This is a genomic window from Symbiopectobacterium purcellii (assembly GCF_052050035.1).
Classification (GTDB): domain Bacteria; phylum Pseudomonadota; class Gammaproteobacteria; order Enterobacterales; family Enterobacteriaceae; genus Symbiopectobacterium; species Symbiopectobacterium purcellii_A.
On the sequence record NZ_CP189882.1, the window covers coordinates 812,128 to 836,032 of the forward strand.

Consider the following 23,905-nt stretch of genomic DNA (forward strand, 5'->3'; position numbering starts at 1 on the left):
GTTACCACAAAATGTATCACCACAGGCAACAGTTGCAGAACGATTGACCATATCTGCCTCCGCTGGAGTGATGATATATTGTATAGAATCCCAAAAGCATAGTTTCGATCACTCAATGAAGATAGGTAATTAATAAAGTAAATAAATCGTGATAGTCGTCAAGGGTGATTATTGCGGAGTCTGTAAAGAATTTTGTGTAAATGGCTCCATTGCTTAACCGGAGATTCGTTCTCCATACATCAACATGAATTGGCTCATAGCAGGTTTCCAGTCTCTGATTGGCAAGGTCCATTTAGCAGAGATATTATGCAAGGCTAGATAGAGTAATTTTATCACCGAGTCATCCGTTGGAAATATTCGTCGCGTTTTCGTTATCTTGCGCAATGAAGCATTTAACGACTCTATCGCGTTGGTGGTGTAGATAACCGGCTTTGCTGAATAAATCAGAATTAGCCGACAGGATGACTCCCTCTGCTACACCTGTTATCCTATCCTGACGCTGTGTGGCATACCCAACAACGTCATACGGTTCAGTGACCATCGCCATGGCTTCACCTACTTGAGCCTCATAGTCACGCAGGCTCAGATGGCCACCCAGCAAAGTTTTTATGCGGAACATCGCTGTTTCTGCCACTGAACGCCGGTGATAACCCACTTTCTTTTTCCACATATCATTACTCCCGCTCAGACGCTGATTCGCCACCGCATGGTTACGTTCATGGTACTTGTCCGGCCAGTATTTGGCTCCGCTTCGCGGCGGGATAAGGGGCCTGATTTTCTTTCTTAGCAACGCATCGTGGCAGTAACGGGCGTCATAAGCACCGTCTGCTGACACTTCCCTGATTTTTCGGTGGGTTTGGTTAATCAGGCCCGGCAGTGCCTGCGCATCTGTCGTTCCGCTGAGCGATAAGTCGGCACAGATAATCTCATGCGTCGCACTGTCTGCTGCCAGATGAAGCTTGCGCCACACTCTTCGTCTGTCAGCCCCATGCTGCCTGACTTTCCATTCACCTTCGCCAAAGACCTTCAGACCGGTACTGTCGATGACCAGATGCGAGATTTCACCACGCGTTGGCGTTTTTATGCTGATACTGACGGTTTTTGCCCGCCTACTGACCAGAGAGTAGTCCGGGCAGCGCAGTGGCAGGCTCATCAGTGTAAAAACCGAGTCGACAAAGCCCTGTAATGCCCGGAGCGACAGGTTAAACACGCGCTTTATCATCAAAACCGTGGTAACAGCCATATCGGTGTAGTAAAGCGGCCGACCACGACCTTCAGGCGAAGAACTGTCAGTCCATGCAGCGATGGCCGACTCATCAAGCCAGACCGTCAGGGAGCCGCGTTGTCTGAGTGCTTTGTTGTAGGTGGGCCAGTTGGTGATTTTAAACTTTTGCTTTGCCATGGGGAGCTGCTATCGGGAGCGATGATAGTGCTTTGATCCGGCGATCCCCTGAAAGTTCGATTTATTCAACAAAGCCTAGATAACCTTGCGGATCTCCGGCGGAAAGTCAAAAATGACGATGAGACGTTCCCAATTATTTCTCCACGACGGGCTGATCGTCGGGAACTGCTCATCCCATTTGGCCGCGAAGGCATCCAGGGCCTCTTCAGCGCCCTCTAGCGTTGCGGAACTATAGATGGTGCGCAGGTCAGCAGCAACGGCCTTACGCTCTTTCCAGCCGACGTAGCGCAGCGAGTTCCGCACCTGATGCACAATGCAGAGCTGTACCCGCGTATGCGGGTAAACAGCTTCAATGGCATCAGGAAAGCCTTTCAGGCCATCGCAGCAGGCGACGAAGATGTCCTTTAGCCCACGATTTTTCAGTTCTGTCATCACAGATAACCAGAACTTGGCCCCCTCAGTTTTGGCTATCCATAGCCCCAGCAGCTCTTTTTCGCCCTGGCCGTTGACGCCGAGGGCCAGATAAACAGACTTGTTGGCCACGGCTCCGCCGTCCTGGCTTTTGACAACAATACAGTCAAGGTAAACAATGGGATAAAGCGCATCCAGCGGCCGTTGCTGCCAGCGCTTAACTTCATCCATCACAGCATTGGTCACTTGAGAAATGAAGCCAGCGGAAACATCGACCCCGTAGACTTCTTTAAAGTGTGCCTGAATATCACGGGTTGATAACCCTCTGGAATAGAGAGAAATAATGCGGTCATCGAAGCCGTTAAGCTGTTTTTCGTTCTTACCGATCAGTGTCGGCTCGAAGGTACTGTTGCGGTCGCGCGGAATATCGAGCTCGATCTCCCCATTTTGGCTACGTACGCTCTTGGATGTCTTGCCATTGCGGGAGTTGCCTGAATGATTACCTGCCGGGTCATGCTTAGCATACCCAAGGTGCATCTCCATCTCAGCTTCAAAAACCCGTTCCGCCAGTCTTTTAGTCAGCACCTTGAGTAGGCCTGATTCACCCAGCAGATCCTGAGGGGAGTGACAATCTTGAAGCAGTTGGTCAATAAGTTCGTTGCTGATAGGCATTTTGTTATCCTTTGAAGGTTTTCCTCAAAATGCCATTTACACAGATTATTTTACAGTCTCAAATTTCAATATTAAACTCATGTAGTTAATATTTAATTGTTTGATTTATATAAAAATTAATTTTATATGCATTATCCCATGTCACATTCAGATAATTTTAACGTAGTTTTTAAGTGCGTATTTATTTCGATAGAATCCAAAAAGTATCAGTAGAATTAATTTTAATCTCGATAGATTCTATTATTACTAGGCTGTGTCCCTTAATTGCTTGAGCTATAGTATCCATCTGTTTCTAAGACACTTTGGATTATGGCTCGCTACGATCTTTCTGATGAAGCATGGGCAATCATTGAGCCCTTGTTACCAATCGTTTTGACATCTCCGCAGGCAGGCCGGCCATGGGCAGAACATCACAAAATCGTCAACGGCATGTTCTGGATACTGTGTTCAGGTGCCCCATGGCGTGATTGCCCCATTCCCACTCGAAACGCAACAAAACGGTAGAGGCTTATGCCACCAGTAAGTGCGTTAAAAATACCTCATTGGGGGAACGATAGCCCAGCGATTTTCTGCCCCTTGTATTGAGTATGTGTTCGAGTTCGGCAATCTTACGATGACTGACCTGACTGAAGTCTGTTCCCTTTGGGTAAAAACGTCGTATCAGCCCGTTGGTGTGCTCATTCAAGCCCCTCTCCCAGGAATGATAAGGATGGGCAAAGTAGACCTGCGCCCCTGTGATTTGAGTAATTTGCTCGTACAGAGCGAATTCAGGGCCGTTATCAGCTGTTAGGGTCTTAAACTTGCAAAAGGTATTAGCTTCAATGTCCCTGAAAGCAGCAACCACAGTCTCCGCACGCTTATTAGGCAGCTTGCGAATGATGAAGGTTTTCAATGCTTTATCTACGATGGTTAACAAGAATGACTTCTGGTCTTTGCCAAAAATAGTGTCAATTTCGAAGTGGCCAGGCTCCTGTTTAAGCTCGGCTTGAGCTGGGCGATACTCAATACCAACACGGTTGGGAATAGGGCCTGATTTGAGGTTTTCGGCATTGTACCTGTAACGTTTTCCCCGATGAGGAAGTTGCTGATATAGCTCCCCGCCAGCCTGTCTCTCCTGCAGGATATAGCGATAGAGCGTATTCTTGCTGACAGATATACCGAATTCCAGGTGCAAACGGCCACTGATGATTTCAGGTGAAGAGTGAGTGGAAAGCGCCTGCCTGATGAAGTTCTGAATGTGTGGCTCCAACGGGTAAAAAGCATTGTTTGGCAGAGTGTTATGACGGCGTTCCCGGGCCAGAGTGTCCGCCCTTCTACAGCAGTAGACACCATTGAAAGTAGGGTCGATATTGCGTCTGAGTTCCCTGCTGATGGTCGAGCGAGGCAGAGCAAGCTCTCTGGCGATGGTAGCTTGGTTGACACCTTCACCACGCCGCTTTTCGATGTAGAACCGTTCTTTCTGAGTCAGATGTTTTCCCTGCATGCAACAGGCTCTCCAGTATGGCCAGAACGGTGATTTTATCCGACTCTGGCAAGTGGGTCACTTTGTTGCGTTTCGAGTGGGAATGGGGAGTCGGGTTCTGACTCGCTGGGAGAAGAAAGTCGAAAATTATGAGGCGATGCTGCATTTTACCTGCGGCATCATTGTCTGGAATAAAATCCTTTTGGGATAGGTTCTTACTGCGGTCACCCAACGTGTAATAGTGCAGGCGGAGGTCGTTACGCGTTTCACCGGTATGAAAACGGAACTCGGCAGGCCGCCAGTCGCCTTCCTGAGGCTATAAGGGTTGTGCGTAAGGGAGGGGGGATAAAAACAGTAAAAACAGGCTAATCCAGCCTGACAACATGCGATGGGCCATACTACTCGTCATCCATAGGGGTAAATGGATTTCAATAATAATGTGTCCTAGGTCACATCTCAATATGGATTGCAGGCTAACCATTAAATAACAATAATATATTGCCATAAGGTAAATTTCTGGCGCATCCTACACAATTGACTAATAATCATTATGTTATGATTAAACAACGTGCAAAACGGCCATATCCGTACAATAAGTGCGCCTAATCCATTAGACAAGAAAAAATGAGCGGACAAAAAATCAACATAAGGAATTAGATCGTAGTGAGACGGCTCATGGCCAACGCTTATTAATCCAATATTGCACAAAAACCCCGTTCAATGCTATTACAGCGTAAGAAAATGTAATTAGCCCCTATCAGTAAGAGTAAGCACCATGACAATCGCCCTTTCCCTTTCTTTGCGTATGCGCCCCATTACCGTACAGGACAATGCCGCCATTGCGGCAGTGATCCGCCGTGTTTCTGCGGAATTTGGCCTAACGGCAGATAAGGGATATACCGTTTCTGACCCCAACCTGGATAACCTGTTTCAGTTGTACAATCAGCCAAATAGCGCTTATTGGGTCATTGAATACGACGGTGAAGTGGTCGGCGGCGGCGGTGTCGCCCCTTTACAGGAGGGGGAAGCAGACGTGTGTGAACTGCAAAAGATGTACTTTTTGCCGGTCTTGCGTGGTAAAGGGTTGGCGCGCCAATTGGCGCTGCAAGCACTCGATTTCGCTCGTCAGAAGGGATTCCGACGCTGCTATCTGGAAACCACCAGCACATTGACACAGGCTATTGCGCTGTATCGAAAATTGGGGTTTGAACACATTCCGCACGCGATGGGCAACACCGGTCACGGTGACTGCGAAGTCACCATGCTCAAGCAACTCTAAAACAGCATGCCGAAGGTCACTTCGGCATGCCCGCGAGACATTAATGACGCTTGCCGTCATCGTCCTCATCATAAAAATCGTCGTCTTCGCCTTCTTCACCCTCTTCGCCGTCTTCACCATCCGGATCTTCGAAGTAGGTACCCCACCCGTCGTAATTGACGTTGTGACGTGCAGCAAGTTCGATTAACTGTTCTACCTGCTCATCGATAAGCTCAGCATTGAGTGCCACTTCGCTAATGGCATCACAGCACATCAGCAGTTTGCCCTCTTCCACTTCCAACTCTTCCGCGTCCGTCACTTCGTAGCCCATTTTAAAGGCATCAACAGCAACCTTTTCCAACGCGTCGAAGTTTTCTGCCGAAAAGTGGTGTTCGATAGTGTACAGTGCGTCCGGATCGCTACCATCATCCAGCAGTTCTTCGATGATCAGGCGTGTTTCTTCCCGTTGTTCGTCCAGTAAATCGCGGTTTGCCATGAGTCTGTCCCCCGTTAATCTCTACGTTATTACCGTATTCTCCCACACCCCCGACGCCCTCTCCACCATAAAGTTTGACGCCGCCCCTTGAAATTGAATAATTAGACATATAAAGTGAATTTTAATTCAACCAACAGCGTTGAGCCTCATGGAGATAACTACAATGAACTCGTTTCACCAGCGTCACTTCTTAAGATTAATGGATTTTTCCCCCGCTGAGATCGGCGCACTGTTAACCTTATCTGCCCAACTGAAAGCCGGCAAAAAGAACGGCACAGAAAAACTCTACCTGCAAAATAAAAACATCGCACTCATCTTCGAAAAAGATTCGACCCGTACTCGTTGCTCTTTCGAAGTTGCTGCATACGATCAGGGCGCGCGCGTCACGTATCTCGGCCCCAGCGGCAGCCAGATCGGCCATAAAGAGTCGATGAAGGATACCGCCCGCGTACTGGGTAGAATTTATGATGGTATTCAATACCGTGGTTACGGTCAGGCACTGGTGGAAACGCTGGCGGAGTACGCCGGTGTACCGGTATGGAACGGGCTGACCAACGAGTTTCACCCCACGCAGCTGCTGGCGGATTTACTGACCATGCAAGAGCATCTGCCTGAGCGCGCTTTCAGCGACATGACGCTGGTCTACGCAGGCGATGCGCGTAACAACATGGGTAATACCATGCTGGAAGCCGCTGCGTTGACCGGTTTGGATCTGCGTTTGGTCGCGCCCAAAGCCTGCTGGCCCGATGCCAATCTGGTGGCCGAGTGCCGTGCGGCTGCCGAGCTGACTGGCGGAAAAATCACACTGACAGAAGATATCGCCGCAGGCGTGGCCGGTGCTGATTTCATCTACACCGACGTGTGGGTTTCCATGGGAGAGGCCAAAGAGCTGTGGCAGGAGCGGATTGCGCTGCTAAAACCCTATCAGGTCAATATGGCGATGCTCGCCGCCACCGGTAACCCGCAGGTGAAATTCTTGCACTGCCTGCCCGCGTTCCATGACGATCAGACCACCATCTGCAAGCAGATGGCCGAGCAGTATGGTTTGCACGGCGGCATGGAAGTGACCGACGAGGTGTTTGAATCAGCGCACAGCATTGTGTTCGATCAGGCAGAAAACCGCATGCACACCATCAAAGCGGTGATGGTCGCCACGCTCGGCCAAGAGTAAAGGTCGCGCGGCGCGCCATGCTTAACGCCTGGCGACGGACTCTCGGATGACCAAACGTCCTTGATGGTGACAAGGCGCTGTCGGCATGGCATCGCCTTGTGACGCCACCACCAGACGGCCAATGGCATCCTGAATCATGGCAGCAATCGGCACATGCACCGTCGTTAAGGCGGGAGAAAAGTAGCGCCCAATCAGCATGTCATCGAATCCCGCCAACGACATATCTTGCGGCACCCGCATTCCGGCATCAAGAAACACCTTCGCCGCGCCAATCGCCAATATCATCATTGGCTGCCAGCACACAGGTGACGTCCAGATTACGCGCCAGCAGCGTTTGAGCGGCGCGATAGCCGCTCTCTGGCGTCCAGTCCCCTTCCAAACGTAACGCCTCATCATGTTCGATACCCGCCGCTTTCAGCGTATCAAGGAATCCGGCAAGCCGCTGTTCGCCAGACGGAGAACCGGGCAGCCCGGCAATAAAGGCGATGCGCCTATGTCCTTGTTCAAGCAGATATAGCCAAGCGACATTATTTTGATAACAGCCAGCTATGCTTCTTTGCCGCATATCAGGGCATAGGATGTAATCATTTTTAAGTCGGTTGGCTATAGTGCGTCATCAGTTGGCTGTTGTGGTAATGCTCGATATAGACCGCGTGATTCTGATGATGGGGCAGCTTACGGTTAATCACGATGATCGGCGTCTCATGCTGCTCGATCAGCGTTTCCAATGCCTCTGCCGATAGGAATTTAGGATAGACAATAATGGCTTCACAGCGCAGCGCCAGCAGCATAACGATGGCATTGCGCTCATCCTGCGCGCTGTTTTTGCCATCCGCCAGAATCAGTTGGCGCTGATGCTTTTCAGTGCATGACGTCGCCTGATACGTCATTTCTGAAAAAAATGGCACCTGATACAGAGAGTTGGTGATCACCAAACCCATCGAGTTGGTTTTGCGGGTGGCTAGCTGACGGGCCAGCAGGTTTGGATTGAATCCGGTTTCCTCAATGGCGCGAAACACGCGCTGCCGCATATCTTCACGCACCACGTTTTTACCGTTGAGCACGCGGGACACCGTCGCTTTGGATACGCCCGCCTTTTTCGCCACATCCTGTATCGTAACCATGTTATAGCCAAGCGACATTATTTTGATAACAGCCAGCTATGCTTCTTTGCCGCATATCAGGGCATAGGATGTAATCATTTTTAAGTCGGTTGGCTATAACTTCTTCCTTAGGGCGCGCGCAGCCACGGCGAGGCCATCATAAACGGTCAGCGAGTAGACGGCACAGCCCCACTTCCCATCATTATGCGATGAGCATAAACCGCTGCATCACTAAACGGGACAATATTTATACCTGTCATCCTTCAAGCGGCATGTGCGTTGACAGCACTCATTCACCTGAATCACTTACTTGAGTAAGCTCGTCGGGGTTCATTCGCTTGCCGCCTTCCTGCAACTCGAATTATATAGGGTATACGCAGATGATTATGGATGAATACATGAAGGGGGATCAATTATCCCAATGACGCGTCGATCTTCACGACGGCTTTGCGCACGCGTGCAGGTTCACCGACAGCACACAACGGCTTGTGCACTTCGCCTGGGAAGAAGACAACAAAATCACCCGGTTGCATGACAAAGGTTTTTTCCTGCTCACCGGCAGACAAAAACGCGATGTCTTTATCCGCCAACCAATCCGTGTCAGGCGTACCCGCAGGCAGGTTGCTGAAGGTCATGCCTTCAACGCCGTTGAGCACAATCTGAATATCCAGGTATTTGGCATGGTATTCAGCGCGACGCTGTTCAAACGCTTCAGTGCTGTCATTGGAGATCAGCACAAACACGTTGTTGCCATCGACATCGTGCTTGCCCAGCGGGGTATCGGCCGTAATGTTGGCTTTTACGTACTCGATCGCTCCGCGCAGTTTGGCAGGCAGATAAGGAACCAATTCAAGCTGGTGGATATTCCCGGTGATCATAGTAAGTCCTCTCGTGAAAAGTAAAGCGTCGTTTTAGCGAACTTTATACTCCGCCATAGGCATTCCCGCTAGTCTACAGTGGCAAAAGTGCTACCTATCCCCTTTATTTTCATGGGTCGAACGCGTAAGGTTTTCCATAAGCAACCGATTGCCAATACCTAAAAATGCGATTATTGCGCATAAATTAGCGCTTGAAATAGCGAATCTCGCGCGTATAATGCGCCACAATTTGCCAGGAGGAACCATGTGCGCTTGCATCACCACATGCTGTATTTATCACGCTGCTGACCCCTTTTTTCGTCAGCGCGCCGCCTCTTTTCCGGCAATCACCGATCGTTTAAAAAAAGCCCCTCGTTGAAGGGGCTTTTTTTTGCCTGTTATACCGGGCGAACCTCGTCGACCGACAGCGGCTGGACGAAAAAAAATGTTTCAGGGCTAACCGTTAGGAGAAAAGCAAACATGGTCAATCCGCTTTATCAAAAACACATCATCTCGATTAACGACCTCACCCGTGAAGATTTGGAACTGGCGTTGCAGGTGGCCGCCAGCCTGAAAGCTAAGCCGCAGCCGGAGTTGCTAAAACATAAAGTGATCGCCAGCTGTTTCTTTGAGGCCTCGACGCGTACCCGGCTCTCTTTTGAAACTGCGATGCACCGTCTGGGCGCTTCTGTGGTCGGTTTTGCTGACAGTAACAACACATCGCTCGGCAAGAAGGGCGAGACGCTGGCGGATACCATCTCAGTTATCGGCCACTATGTAGATGCCATTGTGATGCGCCACCCGCAGGAAGGCGCGGCGCGTCTTGCCACTGAGTTCTCCAACGGTATTCCGGTGCTCAACGCCGGAGACGGTGCTAACCAGCACCCGACGCAAACTCTGCTCGACCTGTTCACCATTCAGGAAACCCAGGGCCGTTTGAATCACATCAATATCGCCATGGTCGGTGACCTGAAATATGGTCGGACGGTGCACTCTCTGACGCAGGCATTGGCGAAATTCGACGGTAATCGCTTCTACTTTATCGCCCCCGACGCACTGGCGATGCCGGATTACATTCTGGCGATGCTGGAAGAGAAGAACATCACCTATAGCCTGCACACCAGCATTGAAGAGGTGGTGTCAGAACTGGATATTCTGTACATGACGCGCGTACAGAAAGAGCGGCTGGACCCGTCCGAATACATCAATATCAAATCGCAGTTTGTACTGCGCGCCGCCGATCTGGAGAGTGCCCGCGACAACCTGAAAGTGCTGCATCCACTGCCGCGCGTGGATGAGATAACGACGGATGTCGACAGCACGCCTTATGCCTATTACTTCCAACAGGCAGGCAACGGCATCTTTGCACGTCAGGCGCTGCTGGCGCTGGTATTAAATCGCGAACTGGTTCTGTGAGAGGGGAAAGCATCATGACTCAGGATAAAAAATTACAGGTTGAAGCCATCAAACGCGGCACCGTTATCGACCATATCCCAGCGCAGGTTGGCTTCAAGCTGCTGACGCTGTTCAAGCTGACCGCCACCGACCAGCGCATCACCATCGGGCTGAACCTGCCTTCCAATCATCTGGGGCGTAAGGATCTGATCAAGATAGAAAATATCTTCCTGACAGAGCAGCAGGCTAACCAGTTGGCGATCTACGCACCGCAGGCGACCGTAAACCAGATTGACGACTACGCAGTGGTACGTAAGCTGGTTCCCAGCCTGCCAGAACGTATTGCTGGCGTGCTGACCTGCCCGAACAGCAACTGTATCAGCCGCAGTGAGCCAGTCACCTCATCGTTCAGCGTCAAACAACGCGATGGCGATGCGCACCTCAAGTGCAAATACTGCGAGAAAGAGTTTGAACGTCAGGCCGTGCTGGATGACCGCTAAGCCACCGTGCGGTGCACGCAGGTTAATCAACGCCATTGCCTGCGTCGCGCTTTTCTGAATAATGGTAAGCTGTATCCCGCACGGCGCAGGCCCGGCGGGAATTGTCCCTTCGAAAACCGTCACGTCGAAATTCAGGAGAAGCCATGTCACGTAGCATCAGCACGGAACACGCCCCAGCCGCTATCGGCCCTTATGTACAAGGTGTCGATCTGGGCAGCATGATCATCACTTCCGGTCAGATCCCGGTAAACCCGAAAAGCGGCCTGATTGCCGAGGACATCGTTGCCCAAACGCGTCAGTCTCTTGAAAACGTGCAGGCCATTGTGGAAGCGGCAGGCCTGAAAGTCGCCGATATCGTGAAAACCACGGTATTTGTGAAAGACCTGCAAGACTTCGCCACCGTTAACGCCACTTACGAAGCCTTCTTCACTCAACATCAGGCACCGTTTCCGGCGCGCTCCTGTGTGGAAGTGGCGCGTCTGCCGAAAGATGTGAAGATCGAAATCGAAGCCATCGCCGTACGCCGCTAAGCATCGATTGGTGCAGCTCGGGGCGAGACCGTCGCCCCGTCAGACTGATGACAACGCGCGTTGTCAGGTAAAGTGCGGCGAGCCGTCGGCGCGCCCCTCGTCGTGATTCACCGGGAAACACGGACATACCCCGCGATATTATTGCCCTGCTTATTGTTATTTCCCTACGTTTATTATGCTTTTTTGTTCGTGATTTTCCTTATGGCGAAGAGATAAAAAACTACTAATCAAATCAATATATTATTTTTATTTCGCTCAACGCCATTGCACACCCTTTCTACGCTGCTCGAAATTCTTTGTTCCAGGTCAATAAATCGCGAATTTCTTTTCACCCAAAACTACATATATAGCCAAGCGACATTATTTTGATAACAGCCAGCTATGCTTCTTTGCCGCATATCAGGGCATAGGATGTAATCATTTTTAAGTCGGTTGGCTATAGTGTCTATCATAAATACAGAAACTACATGTAGTGCTTATCCACAATGTCATCCACAACCCCCCGCAGCCCTTGTCCGCTGCGGATTCCGCTTGTGGACAACTTTGAGGAACGAACGTTGAAACCAGTAGTGATTAAACGGGACGGTTGCCAGGTGCCTTTTGATGAGATGCTCATCAAGCAGGCGGTCGAACGTGCTGCGCATGCAGCAGGAGTTGATGATACAGATTACTGTGCAACTGTGGCCTGTGCGGTCGCTCAACAAATACAAGGGAAAGCACGTGTGGATATCCGCGATATCCAGAACGCCGTTGAAAACCTGCTGATGTCTGGCCAGTATAAGCAGCTTGCACGTACATACATTGAGTACCGTCACGATCGTGATGTCGCCCGCGAACAGCGCGGCCGCTTGAATCAGGAAATTCGTGGTCTGGTTGAACAGAGCAACATGGCTCTGCTTAACGAGAACGCCAACAAAGCCAGTAAAGTGATCCCCACCCAGCGCGACCTGCTGGCCGGTATCGTTGCCAAGCACTATCCCAAGCAACATATCCTGCCGCGCGACGTGGTGCTTGCCCATGAACGTGGTGAAATTCACTACCACGATCTGGATTACTCCCCGTTCTTCCCGATGTTCAACTGTATGCTGATCGATCTTGAAGGCATGTTGACCAAAGGGTTCAAGATGGGCAATGCGGAGATTGAGCCGCCGAAATCCATCTCAACCGCGACAGCGGTGACGGCCCAAATCATCGCGCAGGTGGCAAGCAACATCTACGGCGGCACCACCATTAACCGTATCGATGAAATTCTGGCACCGTTCGTCACCGCCAGCCATAAAAAGCACCGGGAAACCGCTGATGAGTGGCACATTCCCGATGCGGACGCCTATGCGCTGTCCCGTACCGAAAAAGAGTGCTACGACGCCTTCCAGTCGCTGGAATATGAAGTCAATTCGCTGCACACCGCCAATGGTCAGACGCCGTTTGTCACCTTTGGTTTCGGCATTGGCACCCGCTGGGAATCGCGCCTGATTCAGCAATCCATCCTGCGCAACCGCATTGCCGGTCTGGGTAAAAACCGCAGTGTTCCCCAAACTGGTGTTCGCTATCCGCGACGGTGTCAATCACAAGGCTGCCGATCCGAACTATGACATCAAGCAACTGGCACTGGATTGCGCTAGCAAGCGGATGTACCCGGATATCCTCAACTACGATCAGGTGGTTAAGGTTACCGGTTCGTTTAAAACCCCCATGGGCTGCCGCAGCTTCCTTGGCGTGTATGAGGAAGAGGGCAAGCAGATCCACTATGGCCGCAACAATCTCGGGGTAATCAGCCTCAACCTGCCACGCATTGCGCTGGAAGCGGAACACAACGAAGAGCGTTTCTGGAACCTGCTGGATAATCGTCTGCAACTGGCGAAAAAGGCGCTGATGACGCGCATCGCGCGTTTGGAAAACGGCTTTGTTGAATAATTTAACCGTTTGATTTACATCTTCTTTAGTTAGAATGCATTTACAGAGAATGTATTTTGTTAGAACGACAAATCAAATAGTTAGCACAATAAAAAGCATTCCGAGAGGAAAAATTAGTCGTTGAAATTTTATAATGCTTATATAAATTAGTATCTTAAATTATTCAACAAAGCCTTGGAAAACGTCAAAGCCCGCGTTGCGCCGATCCTGTACATGGAAGGTGCCTGTGGTGTACGCCTGAAAGCGGACGACAACGTCGCTGAGATCTTCAAAAACGGCCGGGCATCGATCTCATTGGGCTATATCGGGGTTCATGAAACCATTAACGCGCTATTCGGCAACCAGACACACGTGTTCGACAATGAGCAACTGCGTGAAAAAGCGGTCGCCATCGTCGCACGCCTGAAAGCCGCGACCGACCAGTGGAAAGAAGAAACCGGCTACGGTTTCAGCCTTTACAGTACGCCGAGCGAAAACCTGTGTGACCGTTTCTGCCGTATCGATGTAGTGGTTGAATAATCAGGACACTAAACTTACATCCAAAACGGAGGTGTTTAGTGAACCATAAACGACAATTTACCCCTGAGTTTAAAAAGGAAGCCGTTGCCCTGGTAACAGAGCAGGGCTATACGATAGCCAGGGCAGCAGCATCGCTGGGCATAAGCAACAAAACCCTGCATACATGGGTCTCGCTGGCACGCGAGCAGAGCAACGGCGTACTCAGCGATGATGAACGTGCAGAGTTAAAACGGTTACAAAAGGAAAACAAAGAGTTACGTACAGAGAAGGAGATACTAAAAAAGGCGAGTGCCTTCTTCGCGAAACATATGTCGTGAGATACCGGTTCATTCTCGACAATACCACTGACTTCAGCGTTCGTACACTCTGTCGGGTCATGCGTGTGACGGCCTCTGCCTGGTATGCATGGCGAAAAAAGCCCGCCGAACCGCTGCAAAAAGACGTGGAGGTCCGGGTCAGGTTAAAGGCGCTGTTCGCCGCCAGCAGGCAGGGAGCAGGAAGCCGGACGCTGGTCAAAAGGCTTCGTGGAGAAGGCATCATAATCAGCCGCTGGCGGGTGAGGAAACTCATGCAGGAAGAGGGGCTGGTCTGCCGACAGCGCCGGGAGTCTGTAAAGAATTTTGTGTAAATGGCTCCATTGCTTAACCGGAGATTCGTTCTCCATACATCAACATGAATTGGCTCATAGCAGGTTTCCAGTCTCTGATTGGCAAGGTCCATTTAGCAGAGATATTATGCAAGGCTAGATAGAGTAATTTTATCACCGAGTCATCCGTTGGAAATATTCGTCGCGTTTTCGTTATCTTGCGCAATGAAGCATTTAACGACTCTATCGCGTTGGTGGTGTAGATAACCTTGCGGATCTCCGGCGGAAAGTCAAAAATGACGATGAGACGTTCCCAATTATTTCTCCACGACGGGCTGATCGTCGGGAACTGTTCATCCCATTTGGCCGCGAAGGCATCCAGGGCCTCTTCAGCGCCCTCTAGCGTTGCGGAACTATAGATGGTGCGCAGGTCAGCAGCAACGGCCTTACGCTCTTTCCAGCCGACGTAGCGCAGCGAGTTCCGCACCTGATGCACAATGCAGAGCTGTACCCGCGTATGCGGGTAAACAGCTTCAATGGCATCAGGAAAGCCTTTCAGGCCATCGCAGCAGGCGACGAAGATGTCCTTTAGCCCACGATTTTTCAGTTCTGTCATCACAGATAACCAGAACTTGGCCCCCTCAGTTTTGGCTATCCATAGCCCCAGCAGCTCTTTTTCGCCCTGGCCGTTGACGCCGAGGGCCAGATAAACAGACTTGTTGGCCACGGCTCCGCCGTCCTGGCTTTTGACAACAATACAGTCAAGGTAAACAATGGGATAAAGCGCATCCAGCGGCCGTTGCTGCCAGCGCTTAACTTCATCCATCACAGCATTGGTCACTTGAGAAATGAAGCCAGCGGAAACATCGACCCCGTAGACTTCTTTAAAGTGTGCCTGAATATCACGGGTTGATAACCCTCTGGAATAGAGAGAAATAATGCGGTCATCGAAGCCGTTAAGCTGTTTTTCGTGCTTACCGATCAGTGTCGGCTCGAAGGTACTGTTGCGGTCGCGCGGAATATCGAGCTCGATCTCCCCATTTTGGCTACGTACGCTCTTGGATGTCTTGCCATTGCGTGAGTTGCCTGAATGATTACCAGCCGGGTCATGCTTAGCATACCCAAGGTGCATCTCCATCTCAGCTTCAAGAACCCGTTCCGCCAGTCTTTTAGTCAGCACCTTGAGTAGGCCTGATTCACCCAGCAGATCCTGAGGGGAGTGACAATCTTGAAGCAGTTGGTCAATAAGTTCGTTGCTGATAGGCATTTTGTTATCCTTTGAAGGTTTTCCTCAAAATGCCATTTACACAGATTATTTTACAGTCTCAGCGCCGGACTTATAAGGTCACGACAAAATTGCACTGGTCAAGTAAATCAGGACACTTTTTTCTCAGCCATTTGTTGGCTTTGTTGAATAAATCAGAATTAGCCGACAGGATGACTCCCTCTGCTACACCTGTTATCCTATCCTGACGCTGTGTGGCATACCCAACAACGTCATACGGTTCAGCGCTTTTACCATCGCTATGGCTTCACCTACTTGAGCCTCATAGTCACGCAGGCTCAGATGGCCACCCAGCAAAGTTTTTATGCGGAACATCGCTGTTTCTGCCACTGAACGCCGGTGATAACCCACTTTCTTTTTCCACATATCATTACTCCCGCTCAGACGCTGATTCGCCACCGCATGGTTACGTTCATGGTACTTGTCCGGCCAGTATTTGGCTCCGCTTCGCGGCGGGATAAGGGGCCTGATTTTCTTTCTTAGCAACGCATCGTGGCAGTAACGGGCGTCATAAGCACCGTCTGCTGACACTTCCCTGATTTTTCGGTGGGTTTGGTTAATCAGGCCCGGCAGTGCCTGCGCATCTGTCGTTCCGCTGAGCGATAAGTCGGCACAGATAATCTCATGCGTCGCACTGTCTGCTGCCAGATGAAGCTTGCGCCACACTCTTCGTCTTTCAGCCCCATGCTGCCTGACTTTCCATTCACCTTCGCCAAAGACCTTCAGACCGGTACTGTCGATGACCAGATGCGAGACTTCACCACGCGTTGGCGTTTTTATGCTGATACTGACGGTTTTTGCCCGCCGACTGACCAGAGAGTAGTCCGGGCAGCGCAGTGGCAGGCTCATCAGTGTAAAAACCGAGTCGACAAAGCCCTGTAATGCCCGGAGCGACAGGTTAAACACGCGCTTTATCATCAAAACCGTGGTAACAGCCATATCGGTGTAGTAAAGCGGCCGACCACGACCTTCATGCGAAGAACTGTCAGTCCATGCAGCGATGGCCGACTCATCAAGCCAGACCGTCAGGGAGCCGCGTTGTCTGAGTGCTTTGTTGTAGGTGGGCCAGTTGGTGATTTTAAACTTTTGCTTTGCCATGGGGAGCTGCTATCGGGAGCGATGATAGTGCTTTGATCCGGCGATCCCCTGAAAGTTCGATTTATTCAACAAAGCCCCATTTGTTCATAACGCACCGGAGACAGATCCCCGTTAGCGGCATGATGCCTGTCTAGAAGCGTGTTGCTTAATAGTGAAATAAGGGTGTTTCGGTGATTGAAGTAAATTTTACGCTGTTCTGAGATGGAAATTCCAAAGACCGGCGCTAAGGAGTAAGAAGGTATCATCAATAAAGGGTCTACGATTCCGTAAAATTTGGGTCATGCAACCGAGGCGCTTGATACCCGCGATGGCGTGTTCAACTGTATAGCTAAAAGACTTAATTTTGATTACATTATTTAAATGAGCTATTCAATTGATTTTAGACGTAAAGTGATATCTACACGGAAAAACGAAGGGTTGAGTATCCGAGAAACAGCGAAGCAATTTCGGATTGGCCCTGCCTCTGTATCGCGTTGGATTAATCAAATAGAGTCAAAAGCATCGACCACGCGTCAGCGAAAGATCGATAAATCCGAGTTGATAAAAGATGTTGAACAATATCCAGATGCTTACCAAAAAGAACGTGCAGAGCGTTTTGGCGTTTGTCAGAAGGCCATTTGGCAAGCGCTTAAAAAGCTGGGATTGACCTATAAAAAAAACTCTACGTCATCCGAAAGCCGACGAAAACGCCCGGCAGGGATTTCAACAAAAAAAACAACAGTATGAAAAAGAAGGTAAACCTATTGTTTTTATTGATGAAAGTGGTTTTTCACACGATGCCCCACGGACTCACGGCTATTCCCCAAAAGGTCAACGGTGTTTTGGCCTGAAGAACTGGGGAGCTAGGGGAAGAACAAATGTTATCGGCGCTTTATTAGGCACAACGCTGTTTGCTATCGGATTATTTGATATCAATATTAACAGCGATGTTTTCTATGCCTGGGTCACACAAGTCCTTATCCCAGTACTCCCTAAAAACAGTGTAATCATGATGGACAATGCCACTTTTCACAAAAAACATAATATTCAACAAGTCATCATCGATGCAGGGTATATGGTGGAGTATTTGCCTACATATTCGCCAGATCTTAACCCAATTGAGCATAAATGGGCACAAGCAAAAAGCAAAAAAAGAGAGATGGGTTGCGATACAGAGAGTTTGTTCTCAGTCCATATGGTGTAATCAAAATTAAGTCGCTTGGCTATAGTGCGGAGGTCAGCAGCAACGGCTTTACGCTCTTTCCAGCCGACGTAGCGCAGCGAGTTCCGCACCTGATGCACGATGCAGAGCTGTACCCGCGTATGCGGGTAAACAGCTTCAATGGCATCATGAAAGCCCTTCAGGCCATCGCAGCAGGCGATGAAGATGTCCTGTAGCCCACGATTTTTCAGTTCTGTCATTACAGATAACCAGAACTTGGCCCCCTCGGTTTTGGCTATCCATAGCCCCAGCAGCTCTTTTTCGCCCTGGCCGTTGATGCCTAGAGCCAAGTAAACAGACTTGTTGGTCACGGCTCCGCCGTCCTGGCTTTTGACCACAATACAGTCAAGGTAAACAATGGGATAAAACGCATCCAGCGGCCGTTGCTGCCAGCGCTTAACGTCATCCATCACGGCATTGGTCACTTGAGAAATGAAGCCAGCGGAAACATCGACCCCGTAGACTTCTTTAAAGTGAGCCTGAATATCACGGGTTGATAGCCCTCTGGAATAGAGAGAAATAATGCGGTCATCGAAGCCGTTAAGCTGCTTTTCGTGCTTACCGATCAGTGTCGGCTCGAAGGTACTGTTGCGGTCGCGCGGAATATCGAGCTCGATCTCCCCATTTTGGCTACGTACGCTCTTGGATGTCTTGCCATTGCGGGAGTTGCCTGAATTATTACCAGCCGGGTCATGCTTAGCATACCCAAGCCCCATTCCCACTCGAAACGCAACAAAGTGACCCACTTGCCAGAGTCGGATAAAATCACCGTTCTGGCCATACTGGAGAGCCTGTTGCATGCAGGGAAAACATCTGACTCAGAAAGAACGGTTCTACATCGAAAAGCGGCGTGGTGAAGGTGTCAACCAAGCTACCATCGCCAGAGAGCGTGCTCTGCCTCGCTCGACCATCAGCAGGGAACTCAGACGCAATACCGACCCTACTTTCAATGGTGTCTACTGCTGTAGAAGGGCGGACACTCTGGCCCGGGAACGCCGTCATAAGCCTCTGCCAAACAATGCTTTTTACCCGTTGGAGCCACACATTCAGAACTTCATCAGGCAGGCGCTTTCCACTCACTCTTCACCTGAAATCATCAGTGGCCGTTTGCACCTGGAATTCGGTATATAGCCAAACGACATTATTTTGATAACAGCCAGCTATGATTCTTTGCCGCATATCAGGGCATAGGATGTAATCATTTTTAAGTCGGTTGGCTATATCTGTCAGCAAGAATACGCTATATCGCTATATCCGGCAGGAGAGACAGGCTGGCGGGGAGCTATATCAGCAACTTCCTCATCGGGGAAAACGTTACAGGTACAATGCCGAAAACCTCAAATCAGGCCCTATTCCCAACCGTGTTGGTATTGAGTATCGCCCAGCTCAAGCCGAGCTTAAACAGGAGCCTGGCCACTTCGAAATTGACACTATTTTTGGCAAAGACCAGAAGTCATTCTTGTTAACCATCGTAGATAAAGCATTGAAAACCGTCATCATTCGCAAACTGCCTAATAAGCGTGCGGAGACTGTGGTTGCTGCTTTCAGGGACATTGAAGCTAATACCTTTTGCAAGTTTAAGACCCTAACAGCTGATAACGGCCCTGAATTCGCTCTGCACGAGCAAATTACTCAAATCACAGGGGCGCAGGTCTACTTTGCCCATCCTTATCATTCCTGGGAGAGGGGCTTGAATGAGCACACCAACGGGCTGATACGACGTTTTTACCCAAAGGGAACAGACTTCAGTCAGGTCAGTCATCGTAAGATTGCCGAACTCGAACACATATAGCCAAGCGACTTAATTTTGATTACACCATATGGACTGAGAACAAACTCTCTGTATCACAACCCATCTCTCTTTTTTTGCTTTTTGCTTGTGCCCATTTATGCTCAATTGGGTTAAGATCTGGCGAATATGTAGGCAAATACTCCACCATATACCCTGCATCGATGATGACTTGTTGAATATTATGTTTTTTGTGAAAAGTGGCATTGTCCATCATGATTACACTGTTTTTAGGGAGTACTGGGATAAGGACTTGTGTGACCCAGGCATAGAAAACATCGCTGTTAATATTGATATCAAATAATCCGATAGCAAACAGCGTTGTGCCTAATAAAGCGCCGATAACATTTGTTCTTCCCCTAGCTCCCCAGTTCTTCAGGCCAAAACACCGTTGACCTTTTGGGGAATAGCCGTGAGTCCGTGGGGCATCGTGTGAAAAACCACTTTCATCAATAAAAACAATAGGTTTACCTTCTTTTTCATACTGTTGTTTTTTTTGTTGAAATCCCTGCCGGGCGTTTTCGTCGGCTTTCGGATGACGTAGAGTTTTTTTTATAGGTCAATCCCAGCTTTTTAAGCGCTTGCCAAATGGCCTTCTGACAAACGCCAAAACGCTCTGCACGTTCTTTTTGGTAAGCATCTGGATATTGTTCAACATCTTTTATCAACTCGGATTTATCGATCTTTCGCTGACGCGTGGTCGATGCTTTTGACTCTATTTGATTAATCCAACGCGATACAGAGGCAGGGCCAATCCGAAATTGCTTCGCTGTTTCTCGGATACTCAACCCTTCGTTTTTCCGTGTAGATATAGCCAAGCGACATTATTTTGATAACAGCCAGCTATGCTTCTTTGCCGCATATCAGGGCATAGGATGTAATCATTTTTAAGTCGGTTGGCTATACTCAATACAAGGGGCAGAAAATCGCTGGGCTATCGTTCCCCCAATGAGGTATTTTTAACGCACTTACTGGTGGCATAAGCCTCTACCGTTTTGTTGCGTTTCGAGTGGGAATGGGGCCAAGGTGTATCTCCATCTCAGCTTGAAGAACCCGTTCCGCCAGTCTTTTAGTCAGCTCCTTGAGTAGGCCTGATTCACCCAGAAGCTCTTGAGGGGAGTGGCAATCCTGAAGCAGTTGGTCAATAAGTTCGTTGCTGATAGGCATTTTTTGTCCTCTGAAGGTTTTCCTCAAAATGCCATTTACACAGATCTTTTTACACTCTCGGATCTGGGCGTGCGCTACAGTACGCCAATGAACGATCATACGCTGGTGTGGCATGCTAATGTCGAGAACGTAACCAACGAAAAATATTGGGCATCGGTGGATGATAGCGGAACGTACGTGACACAGGGCGATCCACGCTCTCTGAAACTCTCGGTATCCGTGGATTTCTAATACTGCCCGCGCCTGTTGCCATGATCTAGTGGCGCAGGCGCGTTATGATTTACAGCGGCAACGCCATGATCACCGCATCTTCGCGCCCATTGGCCGCCGGGTAATAGTTACGCCGCAGCGACACTTCGTTAAACCCCAATTGCTCATACAAGGCGATGGCATTAGCGTTGGATGCGCGAACTTCCAGCCACAGCGTGGTAATGCCGCGCGCCTCCAGCGTTTCAATCAGTTGTTCCAGCAGATGCCGACCGAAGCCTTGCCGTTGGTGGGTGGGATGCACAGCAATATTAAACAACGTCGCTTCATCCAGCACCACCTGGGTAATGGCAAACGCCACTAGCGCATCGTCGAGCGTTAATTTCAGGTTCAGATAGCGTTCGCCCTGATTACTGTTAAAGGTGCTTTCAGTCCACGGAAAAGCGTGGCTTGCCTTTTCGATGGCAAAGGCAGCGTGCAAATCGTGGGACGTGAGGGGCGAAATAACGTGCATGATAAACAACCTGAATTAATGGGCCTCTGAGGCTGCCAGCAAGGGAAGATGTTTACTGATTTGTTGCCACAGAGCGCGTTTGGCACTGGGATTGGCGTAAAGCGCGTCCAGCGTCGGACTGCTCAATTGCATACCCGTCCAGGTGGGCGGCACAGCAACCCCCATGCACCAGCTATGGCAATGCGTCGAGGCGGGTAGCATGGCAATCTGTTCCGGTGTAAGGGGATACACCTGTTCAGGGCGCAGCGACAAACTGTGCAGCACATCGCCAATCAGAGGGTCATGGGCGGCGGGGAGCGGAGTGGCAACGATCACCAGACGCGTTTGAGAGTGCAGAGTAACGGCAATCTCGCCCTGCAACACCGTGGGGCGACGTAACGTCCACTGCGTGATCCCCATCTGTTGTAAAAGCCAATCGCGTCTTGGTGCCATGATATCCCGTGCTCGGTTCGCCATGATAGCTGCGCTATGCTAACAAACCTGATACGGATGCGCCAATAAAGTGAATCGCAGCAGCGCGTTCCCCTTTACGCCTGATAATGACCAGTGCCGTATTTTTTCACACCGTTCTCAGCGGAAAGTAAAATATTCACGTTAATGACGCTTCAATGTGATTTGCTGCAATGAGTACCATATGCGCTCTTTGTCGCTGTCTTTTAAGTTAGCCTGGTCAAGAATATGGAGAAAGGTGACCTTGTCGGTGAACTGCTCGCCTTGAGTCAAGGTTGCAGTAATGCAAGAGAGAATGTCGGTGTTCAACACGCTTATTTTTGATCTTACCTGAGGCAGTGGGTCTGGCCGCCAGCCACTTTCTGCAACAGACAGCCAGTCAGCGCGGTAACGATATTGGATGGCTTTAGCGGCATCCATCTGTGCCTGGATAAACGGTTTTACCGACTCGCCGCGCAACCCGAGCTTTTCTGCCACCGCGACTGAGTTGGTCAGCACATTGCCTTCCTGAGGGACGTCTTCAATAGCAAGGTGTTTTTCCGCTTTATACCCTGCCACATCCTTCATGTAAGACAACCGCTGGTTAATCAATGAGGCCAGATCGCCGCAATCAGCCGGGGAGGCTAATGCCGTTTCGGAAAAAAACAGTCCGGCTAAAAGTAGCGACCTTGCTGACACTTTACTAAACATTTAACGTCACCTTTTGCTGTTAGGGGGATATATGCCTTCGATGTAAATTCCATCGATGGGGAATAATAGCCCCATTCCCACTCGAAACGCAACAAAGTGACCCACTGGCCAGAGTCGGATAAAATCACCGTTCTGGCCCTACTGGAGATCCCGTTGCATGCAGGGAAAACATCTGACTCACAAAGAACGGTTCTACATCGAAAAGCGGCGTGGTGATGGGGTTAACCAGGCCACCATCGCCCGGGAACTGGAGCTTCCTCGTTCTACCATCAGCAGGGAACTCAGACGCAATACCGACGCCGCTTTCAACGGGGTCTATTCCTGCAGAAGGGCCGAAACGTTGGCCAGAGGGCGGCGGCAGAAAACACGGCCGGACAGCGTGATTAACCAGCTTGAACCGCACATTCAGGACTTTATCATAACGGCGCTGTCTACCCACACCTCACCTGAGGTCATCAGTGGGCGCCTGGTCCTGGAATTTGGCCTGTCCGTCAGCAAGAACTCGCTCTATCGCTATATCCAGCAGGAGCGCCGGGCCGGCGGTGAGCTGTATCAGCAGCTCCCTCATCGGGGTAAACGGTATAACTATCAGACCGATGAGAACAAACGCGGTCCTATTCCCAACCGTGTTGGCATTGAGCAGCGGCCGGCCGTTGCTGACCTCAAGCAGGAACCCGGGCATTTCGAGATTGACACCATCTTTGGCAAAGATCAGAAATCATTCCTGCTGACGGTGGTCGATAAAGCCGCCAAGCTGGTCATCATTCGCAAACTGCCCAACAAGCGAGCAGAGACAGTGGTAGCGGCCTTCAGGGACATCGTTGCCAATACCTTCTGCGAGTTTAAAACCCTGACTGCTGACAACGGTTCTGAATTTTCCCAGCACGGGGAAATTACAAAAGTCACGGGGGCACCGGTCTACTTTGCCCGGCCATATCATTCCTGGGAACGCGGGTTGAATGAGCATACCAACGGGCTGATACGGCGTTTTTACCCGAAGGGAACGGACTTCAATTATGTCACCCATCGCAAGGTTGCAGCACTCGAACACCTGCTCAATACGCGAGGCCGAAAATCGCTGGGTTATCGTTCTCCAAATGAGGTATTTTTAACGCACTTACAGGCGGCATAATGCCCTACCGTTTTGTTGCGTTTCGACTGGGAATGGGGCATCGTGTCAGCCAAACGCGTTGATAAACGCAGGCTTAATAGATAGCCATCTCGTGTA

The 23,905-nt window shown here is 50.1% G+C and carries 24 protein-coding genes and 11 pseudogenes; 17 read left to right on the forward strand and 18 right to left on the reverse strand.

What is annotated here, in order from left to right; all coding sequences use genetic code 11:
• Positions 1 to 213: 213 nt before the first annotated feature.
• The 3 pseudogenes from ACQGXV_RS06640 to ACQGXV_RS06650 form a co-directional block, all read right to left on the reverse strand.
• Positions 214 to 471 (reverse strand): annotated as a pseudogene (locus tag ACQGXV_RS06640) (transposase); the annotation flags it as partial.
• A gap of 12 nt (positions 472 to 483) precedes the next feature.
• Positions 484 to 1,402: pseudogene (locus ACQGXV_RS06645) on the reverse strand (IS5 family transposase).
• Positions 1,403 to 1,480: 78 nt separating this feature from the next.
• A pseudogene (locus ACQGXV_RS06650) lies at positions 1,481 to 2,485 on the reverse strand (IS256 family transposase); the annotation flags it as partial.
• Positions 2,486 to 2,794: 309 nt separating this feature from the next.
• Here ACQGXV_RS06650 and ACQGXV_RS06655 point away from each other — a divergent pair.
• Positions 2,795 to 2,959: pseudogene (locus ACQGXV_RS06655) on the forward strand (transposase); the annotation flags it as partial.
• A gap of 34 nt (positions 2,960 to 2,993) precedes the next feature.
• Here the strand turns inward: ACQGXV_RS06655 and ACQGXV_RS06660 are convergent.
• Positions 2,994 to 3,968 (reverse strand): IS30 family transposase, encoded by a 975-nt coding sequence (locus tag ACQGXV_RS06660; RefSeq protein WP_440865707.1) that lies wholly within the window; start codon positions 3,966 to 3,968, stop codon positions 2,994 to 2,996.
• Positions 3,969 to 4,059: 91 nt separating this feature from the next.
• On the opposite strand from ACQGXV_RS06660, the pseudogene ACQGXV_RS06665 reads away from it, so the two are divergent.
• Both ACQGXV_RS06665 and ACQGXV_RS06670 read left to right on the forward strand, forming a co-directional pair.
• Positions 4,060 to 4,158, forward strand: a pseudogene (locus ACQGXV_RS06665) (IS5/IS1182 family transposase); the annotation flags it as partial.
• Between the two features lie 564 nt (positions 4,159 to 4,722).
• Complete coding sequence (locus tag ACQGXV_RS06670) at positions 4,723 to 5,226, forward strand: GNAT family N-acetyltransferase (RefSeq protein WP_440865708.1); 504 nt, start codon at positions 4,723 to 4,725, stop codon at positions 5,224 to 5,226.
• A gap of 40 nt (positions 5,227 to 5,266) precedes the next feature.
• On the opposite strand, the gene rraB is transcribed toward ACQGXV_RS06670, so the two are convergent.
• Complete coding sequence (gene rraB / locus ACQGXV_RS06675) at positions 5,267 to 5,701, reverse strand: ribonuclease E inhibitor RraB (RefSeq protein ID WP_222159272.1); 435 nt, start codon at positions 5,699 to 5,701, stop codon at positions 5,267 to 5,269.
• A gap of 163 nt (positions 5,702 to 5,864) precedes the next feature.
• On the opposite strand from rraB, the gene argF reads away from it, so the two are divergent.
• On the forward strand, positions 5,865 to 6,872 hold the full coding sequence (gene argF / locus ACQGXV_RS06680) for an ornithine carbamoyltransferase (RefSeq protein ID WP_440867296.1): 1,008 nt from the start codon (positions 5,865 to 5,867) through the stop codon (positions 6,870 to 6,872).
• 21 nt (positions 6,873 to 6,893) lie between these two features.
• Here the strand turns inward: argF and ACQGXV_RS06685 are convergent.
• A pseudogene (locus ACQGXV_RS06685) lies at positions 6,894 to 7,996 on the reverse strand (LacI family DNA-binding transcriptional regulator).
• 392 nt (positions 7,997 to 8,388) lie between these two features.
• Entirely contained in the window at positions 8,389 to 8,853 is a 465-nt protein-coding gene (locus tag ACQGXV_RS06690) for a YhcH/YjgK/YiaL family protein (protein WP_440865710.1), read from the reverse strand.
• A 459-nt stretch (positions 8,854 to 9,312) separates the two neighbouring features.
• On the opposite strand from ACQGXV_RS06690, the gene pyrB reads away from it, so the two are divergent.
• The 7 genes and pseudogenes from pyrB (at position 9,313) to ACQGXV_RS06725 (ending at position 14,318) form a co-directional block, all read left to right on the forward strand.
• The gene (gene pyrB, locus ACQGXV_RS06695) at positions 9,313 to 10,248 is read left to right on the forward strand and encodes an aspartate carbamoyltransferase (RefSeq protein WP_440867298.1); all 936 of its coding nucleotides are present in this window, start codon (positions 9,313 to 9,315) and stop codon (positions 10,246 to 10,248) included.
• Positions 10,249 to 10,262: 14 nt separating this feature from the next.
• Positions 10,263 to 10,727 (forward strand): aspartate carbamoyltransferase regulatory subunit, encoded by a 465-nt coding sequence (pyrI, locus tag ACQGXV_RS06700; protein ID WP_440865711.1) that lies wholly within the window; start codon positions 10,263 to 10,265, stop codon positions 10,725 to 10,727.
• 143 nt (positions 10,728 to 10,870) lie between these two features.
• Entirely contained in the window at positions 10,871 to 11,257 is a 387-nt protein-coding gene (ridA, locus tag ACQGXV_RS06705; protein ID WP_222159267.1) for a 2-iminobutanoate/2-iminopropanoate deaminase, read from the forward strand.
• Positions 11,258 to 11,814: 557 nt separating this feature from the next.
• A pseudogene (gene nrdD, locus ACQGXV_RS06710) lies at positions 11,815 to 13,144 on the forward strand (anaerobic ribonucleoside-triphosphate reductase); the annotation flags it as partial.
• Between the two features lie 201 nt (positions 13,145 to 13,345).
• Positions 13,346 to 13,675, forward strand: a pseudogene (nrdD, locus tag ACQGXV_RS06715) (anaerobic ribonucleoside-triphosphate reductase); the annotation flags it as partial.
• 53 nt (positions 13,676 to 13,728) lie between these two features.
• The gene (locus ACQGXV_RS06720) at positions 13,729 to 14,007 is read left to right on the forward strand and encodes a transposase (protein ID WP_440862591.1); all 279 of its coding nucleotides are present in this window, start codon (positions 13,729 to 13,731) and stop codon (positions 14,005 to 14,007) included.
• A gap of 59 nt (positions 14,008 to 14,066) precedes the next feature.
• Positions 14,067 to 14,318: an IS3 family transposase gene (locus tag ACQGXV_RS06725; RefSeq protein WP_440865714.1), complete on the forward strand. Its 252-nt coding sequence runs from the start codon at positions 14,067 to 14,069 to the stop codon at positions 14,316 to 14,318.
• Between the two features lie 13 nt (positions 14,319 to 14,331).
• On the opposite strand, the gene ACQGXV_RS06730 is transcribed toward ACQGXV_RS06725, so the two are convergent.
• Positions 14,332 to 15,543: an IS256 family transposase gene (locus ACQGXV_RS06730; RefSeq protein ID WP_440862551.1), complete on the reverse strand. Its 1,212-nt coding sequence runs from the start codon at positions 15,541 to 15,543 to the stop codon at positions 14,332 to 14,334.
• Positions 15,544 to 15,735: 192 nt separating this feature from the next.
• Positions 15,736 to 16,659 (reverse strand): IS5 family transposase, encoded by a 924-nt coding sequence (locus ACQGXV_RS06735; RefSeq protein ID WP_440865715.1) that lies wholly within the window; start codon positions 16,657 to 16,659, stop codon positions 15,736 to 15,738.
• 360 nt (positions 16,660 to 17,019) lie between these two features.
• On the opposite strand from ACQGXV_RS06735, the gene ACQGXV_RS06740 reads away from it, so the two are divergent.
• The gene (locus ACQGXV_RS06740) at positions 17,020 to 17,385 is read left to right on the forward strand and encodes an IS630 transposase-related protein (RefSeq protein WP_440862584.1); all 366 of its coding nucleotides are present in this window, start codon (positions 17,020 to 17,022) and stop codon (positions 17,383 to 17,385) included.
• Positions 17,309 to 17,842: an IS630 family transposase gene (locus ACQGXV_RS06745; RefSeq protein WP_440862665.1), complete on the forward strand. Its 534-nt coding sequence runs from the start codon at positions 17,309 to 17,311 to the stop codon at positions 17,840 to 17,842. Before ACQGXV_RS06740 ends, ACQGXV_RS06745 begins: the two co-directional genes overlap by 77 nt.
• Before the next feature lie 11 nt (positions 17,843 to 17,853).
• Here the strand turns inward: ACQGXV_RS06745 and ACQGXV_RS06750 are convergent.
• A pseudogene (locus tag ACQGXV_RS06750) lies at positions 17,854 to 18,660 on the reverse strand (IS256 family transposase); the annotation flags it as partial.
• Here ACQGXV_RS06750 and ACQGXV_RS06755 point away from each other — a divergent pair.
• Positions 18,659 to 18,991, forward strand: a complete 333-nt coding sequence (locus ACQGXV_RS06755; RefSeq protein WP_440865717.1) for a helix-turn-helix domain-containing protein — start codon at positions 18,659 to 18,661, stop codon at positions 18,989 to 18,991. The pseudogene ACQGXV_RS06750 and the gene ACQGXV_RS06755 overlap by 2 nt on opposite strands.
• Here the strand turns inward: ACQGXV_RS06755 and ACQGXV_RS06760 are convergent.
• Positions 18,944 to 19,093: a hypothetical protein gene (locus tag ACQGXV_RS06760; protein ID WP_440865644.1), complete on the reverse strand. Its 150-nt coding sequence runs from the start codon at positions 19,091 to 19,093 to the stop codon at positions 18,944 to 18,946. The two genes, ACQGXV_RS06755 and ACQGXV_RS06760, sit on opposite strands and share 48 nt — an antisense overlap.
• On the opposite strand from ACQGXV_RS06760, the gene ACQGXV_RS06765 reads away from it, so the two are divergent.
• Positions 19,074 to 19,652, forward strand: a complete 579-nt coding sequence (locus tag ACQGXV_RS06765) for an IS30 family transposase (protein WP_440865719.1) — start codon at positions 19,074 to 19,076, stop codon at positions 19,650 to 19,652. The two genes, ACQGXV_RS06760 and ACQGXV_RS06765, sit on opposite strands and share 20 nt — an antisense overlap.
• Before the next feature lie 19 nt (positions 19,653 to 19,671).
• Here the strand turns inward: ACQGXV_RS06765 and ACQGXV_RS06770 are convergent, their stop codons facing one another.
• The 4 genes and pseudogenes from ACQGXV_RS06770 to ACQGXV_RS06785 form a co-directional block, all read right to left on the reverse strand.
• On the reverse strand, positions 19,672 to 20,205 hold the full coding sequence (locus ACQGXV_RS06770) for an IS630 family transposase (RefSeq protein ID WP_440862665.1): 534 nt from the start codon (positions 20,203 to 20,205) through the stop codon (positions 19,672 to 19,674).
• The gene (locus tag ACQGXV_RS06775) at positions 20,129 to 20,467 is read right to left on the reverse strand and encodes an IS630 transposase-related protein (RefSeq protein WP_440862928.1); all 339 of its coding nucleotides are present in this window, start codon (positions 20,465 to 20,467) and stop codon (positions 20,129 to 20,131) included. Before ACQGXV_RS06775 ends, ACQGXV_RS06770 begins: the two co-directional genes overlap by 77 nt.
• Positions 20,434 to 20,559, reverse strand: a complete 126-nt coding sequence (locus ACQGXV_RS06780) for a hypothetical protein (protein WP_440865720.1) — start codon at positions 20,557 to 20,559, stop codon at positions 20,434 to 20,436. Before ACQGXV_RS06780 ends, ACQGXV_RS06775 begins: the two co-directional genes overlap by 34 nt.
• Positions 20,560 to 20,669: 110 nt before the next feature.
• A pseudogene (locus tag ACQGXV_RS06785) lies at positions 20,670 to 20,816 on the reverse strand (IS256 family transposase); the annotation flags it as partial.
• Between the two features lie 51 nt (positions 20,817 to 20,867).
• Here ACQGXV_RS06785 and ACQGXV_RS06790 point away from each other — a divergent pair.
• Positions 20,868 to 21,047 (forward strand): annotated as a pseudogene (locus tag ACQGXV_RS06790) (hypothetical protein); the annotation flags it as partial.
• Between the two features lie 49 nt (positions 21,048 to 21,096).
• On the opposite strand, the gene rimI reads toward ACQGXV_RS06790, so the two are convergent.
• From rimI to ACQGXV_RS06805, 3 genes are all read right to left on the reverse strand, one after another.
• Positions 21,097 to 21,537: a ribosomal protein S18-alanine N-acetyltransferase gene (rimI, locus tag ACQGXV_RS06795; protein WP_440865721.1), complete on the reverse strand. Its 441-nt coding sequence runs from the start codon at positions 21,535 to 21,537 to the stop codon at positions 21,097 to 21,099.
• Between the two features lie 15 nt (positions 21,538 to 21,552).
• Positions 21,553 to 21,969: a DNA polymerase III subunit psi gene (locus ACQGXV_RS06800; protein ID WP_440867300.1), complete on the reverse strand. Its 417-nt coding sequence runs from the start codon at positions 21,967 to 21,969 to the stop codon at positions 21,553 to 21,555.
• Positions 21,970 to 22,131: 162 nt separating this feature from the next.
• Positions 22,132 to 22,677, reverse strand: coding sequence for a chorismate mutase (locus tag ACQGXV_RS06805; RefSeq protein ID WP_440865723.1), 546 nt, complete (start codon positions 22,675 to 22,677; stop codon positions 22,132 to 22,134).
• Between the two features lie 157 nt (positions 22,678 to 22,834).
• Here ACQGXV_RS06805 and ACQGXV_RS06810 point away from each other — a divergent pair, with 157 nt between their 5' ends.
• Positions 22,835 to 23,809: an IS30 family transposase gene (locus ACQGXV_RS06810; RefSeq protein ID WP_440863349.1), complete on the forward strand. Its 975-nt coding sequence runs from the start codon at positions 22,835 to 22,837 to the stop codon at positions 23,807 to 23,809.
• The last annotated feature ends 96 nt before the right edge of the window (positions 23,810 to 23,905 follow it).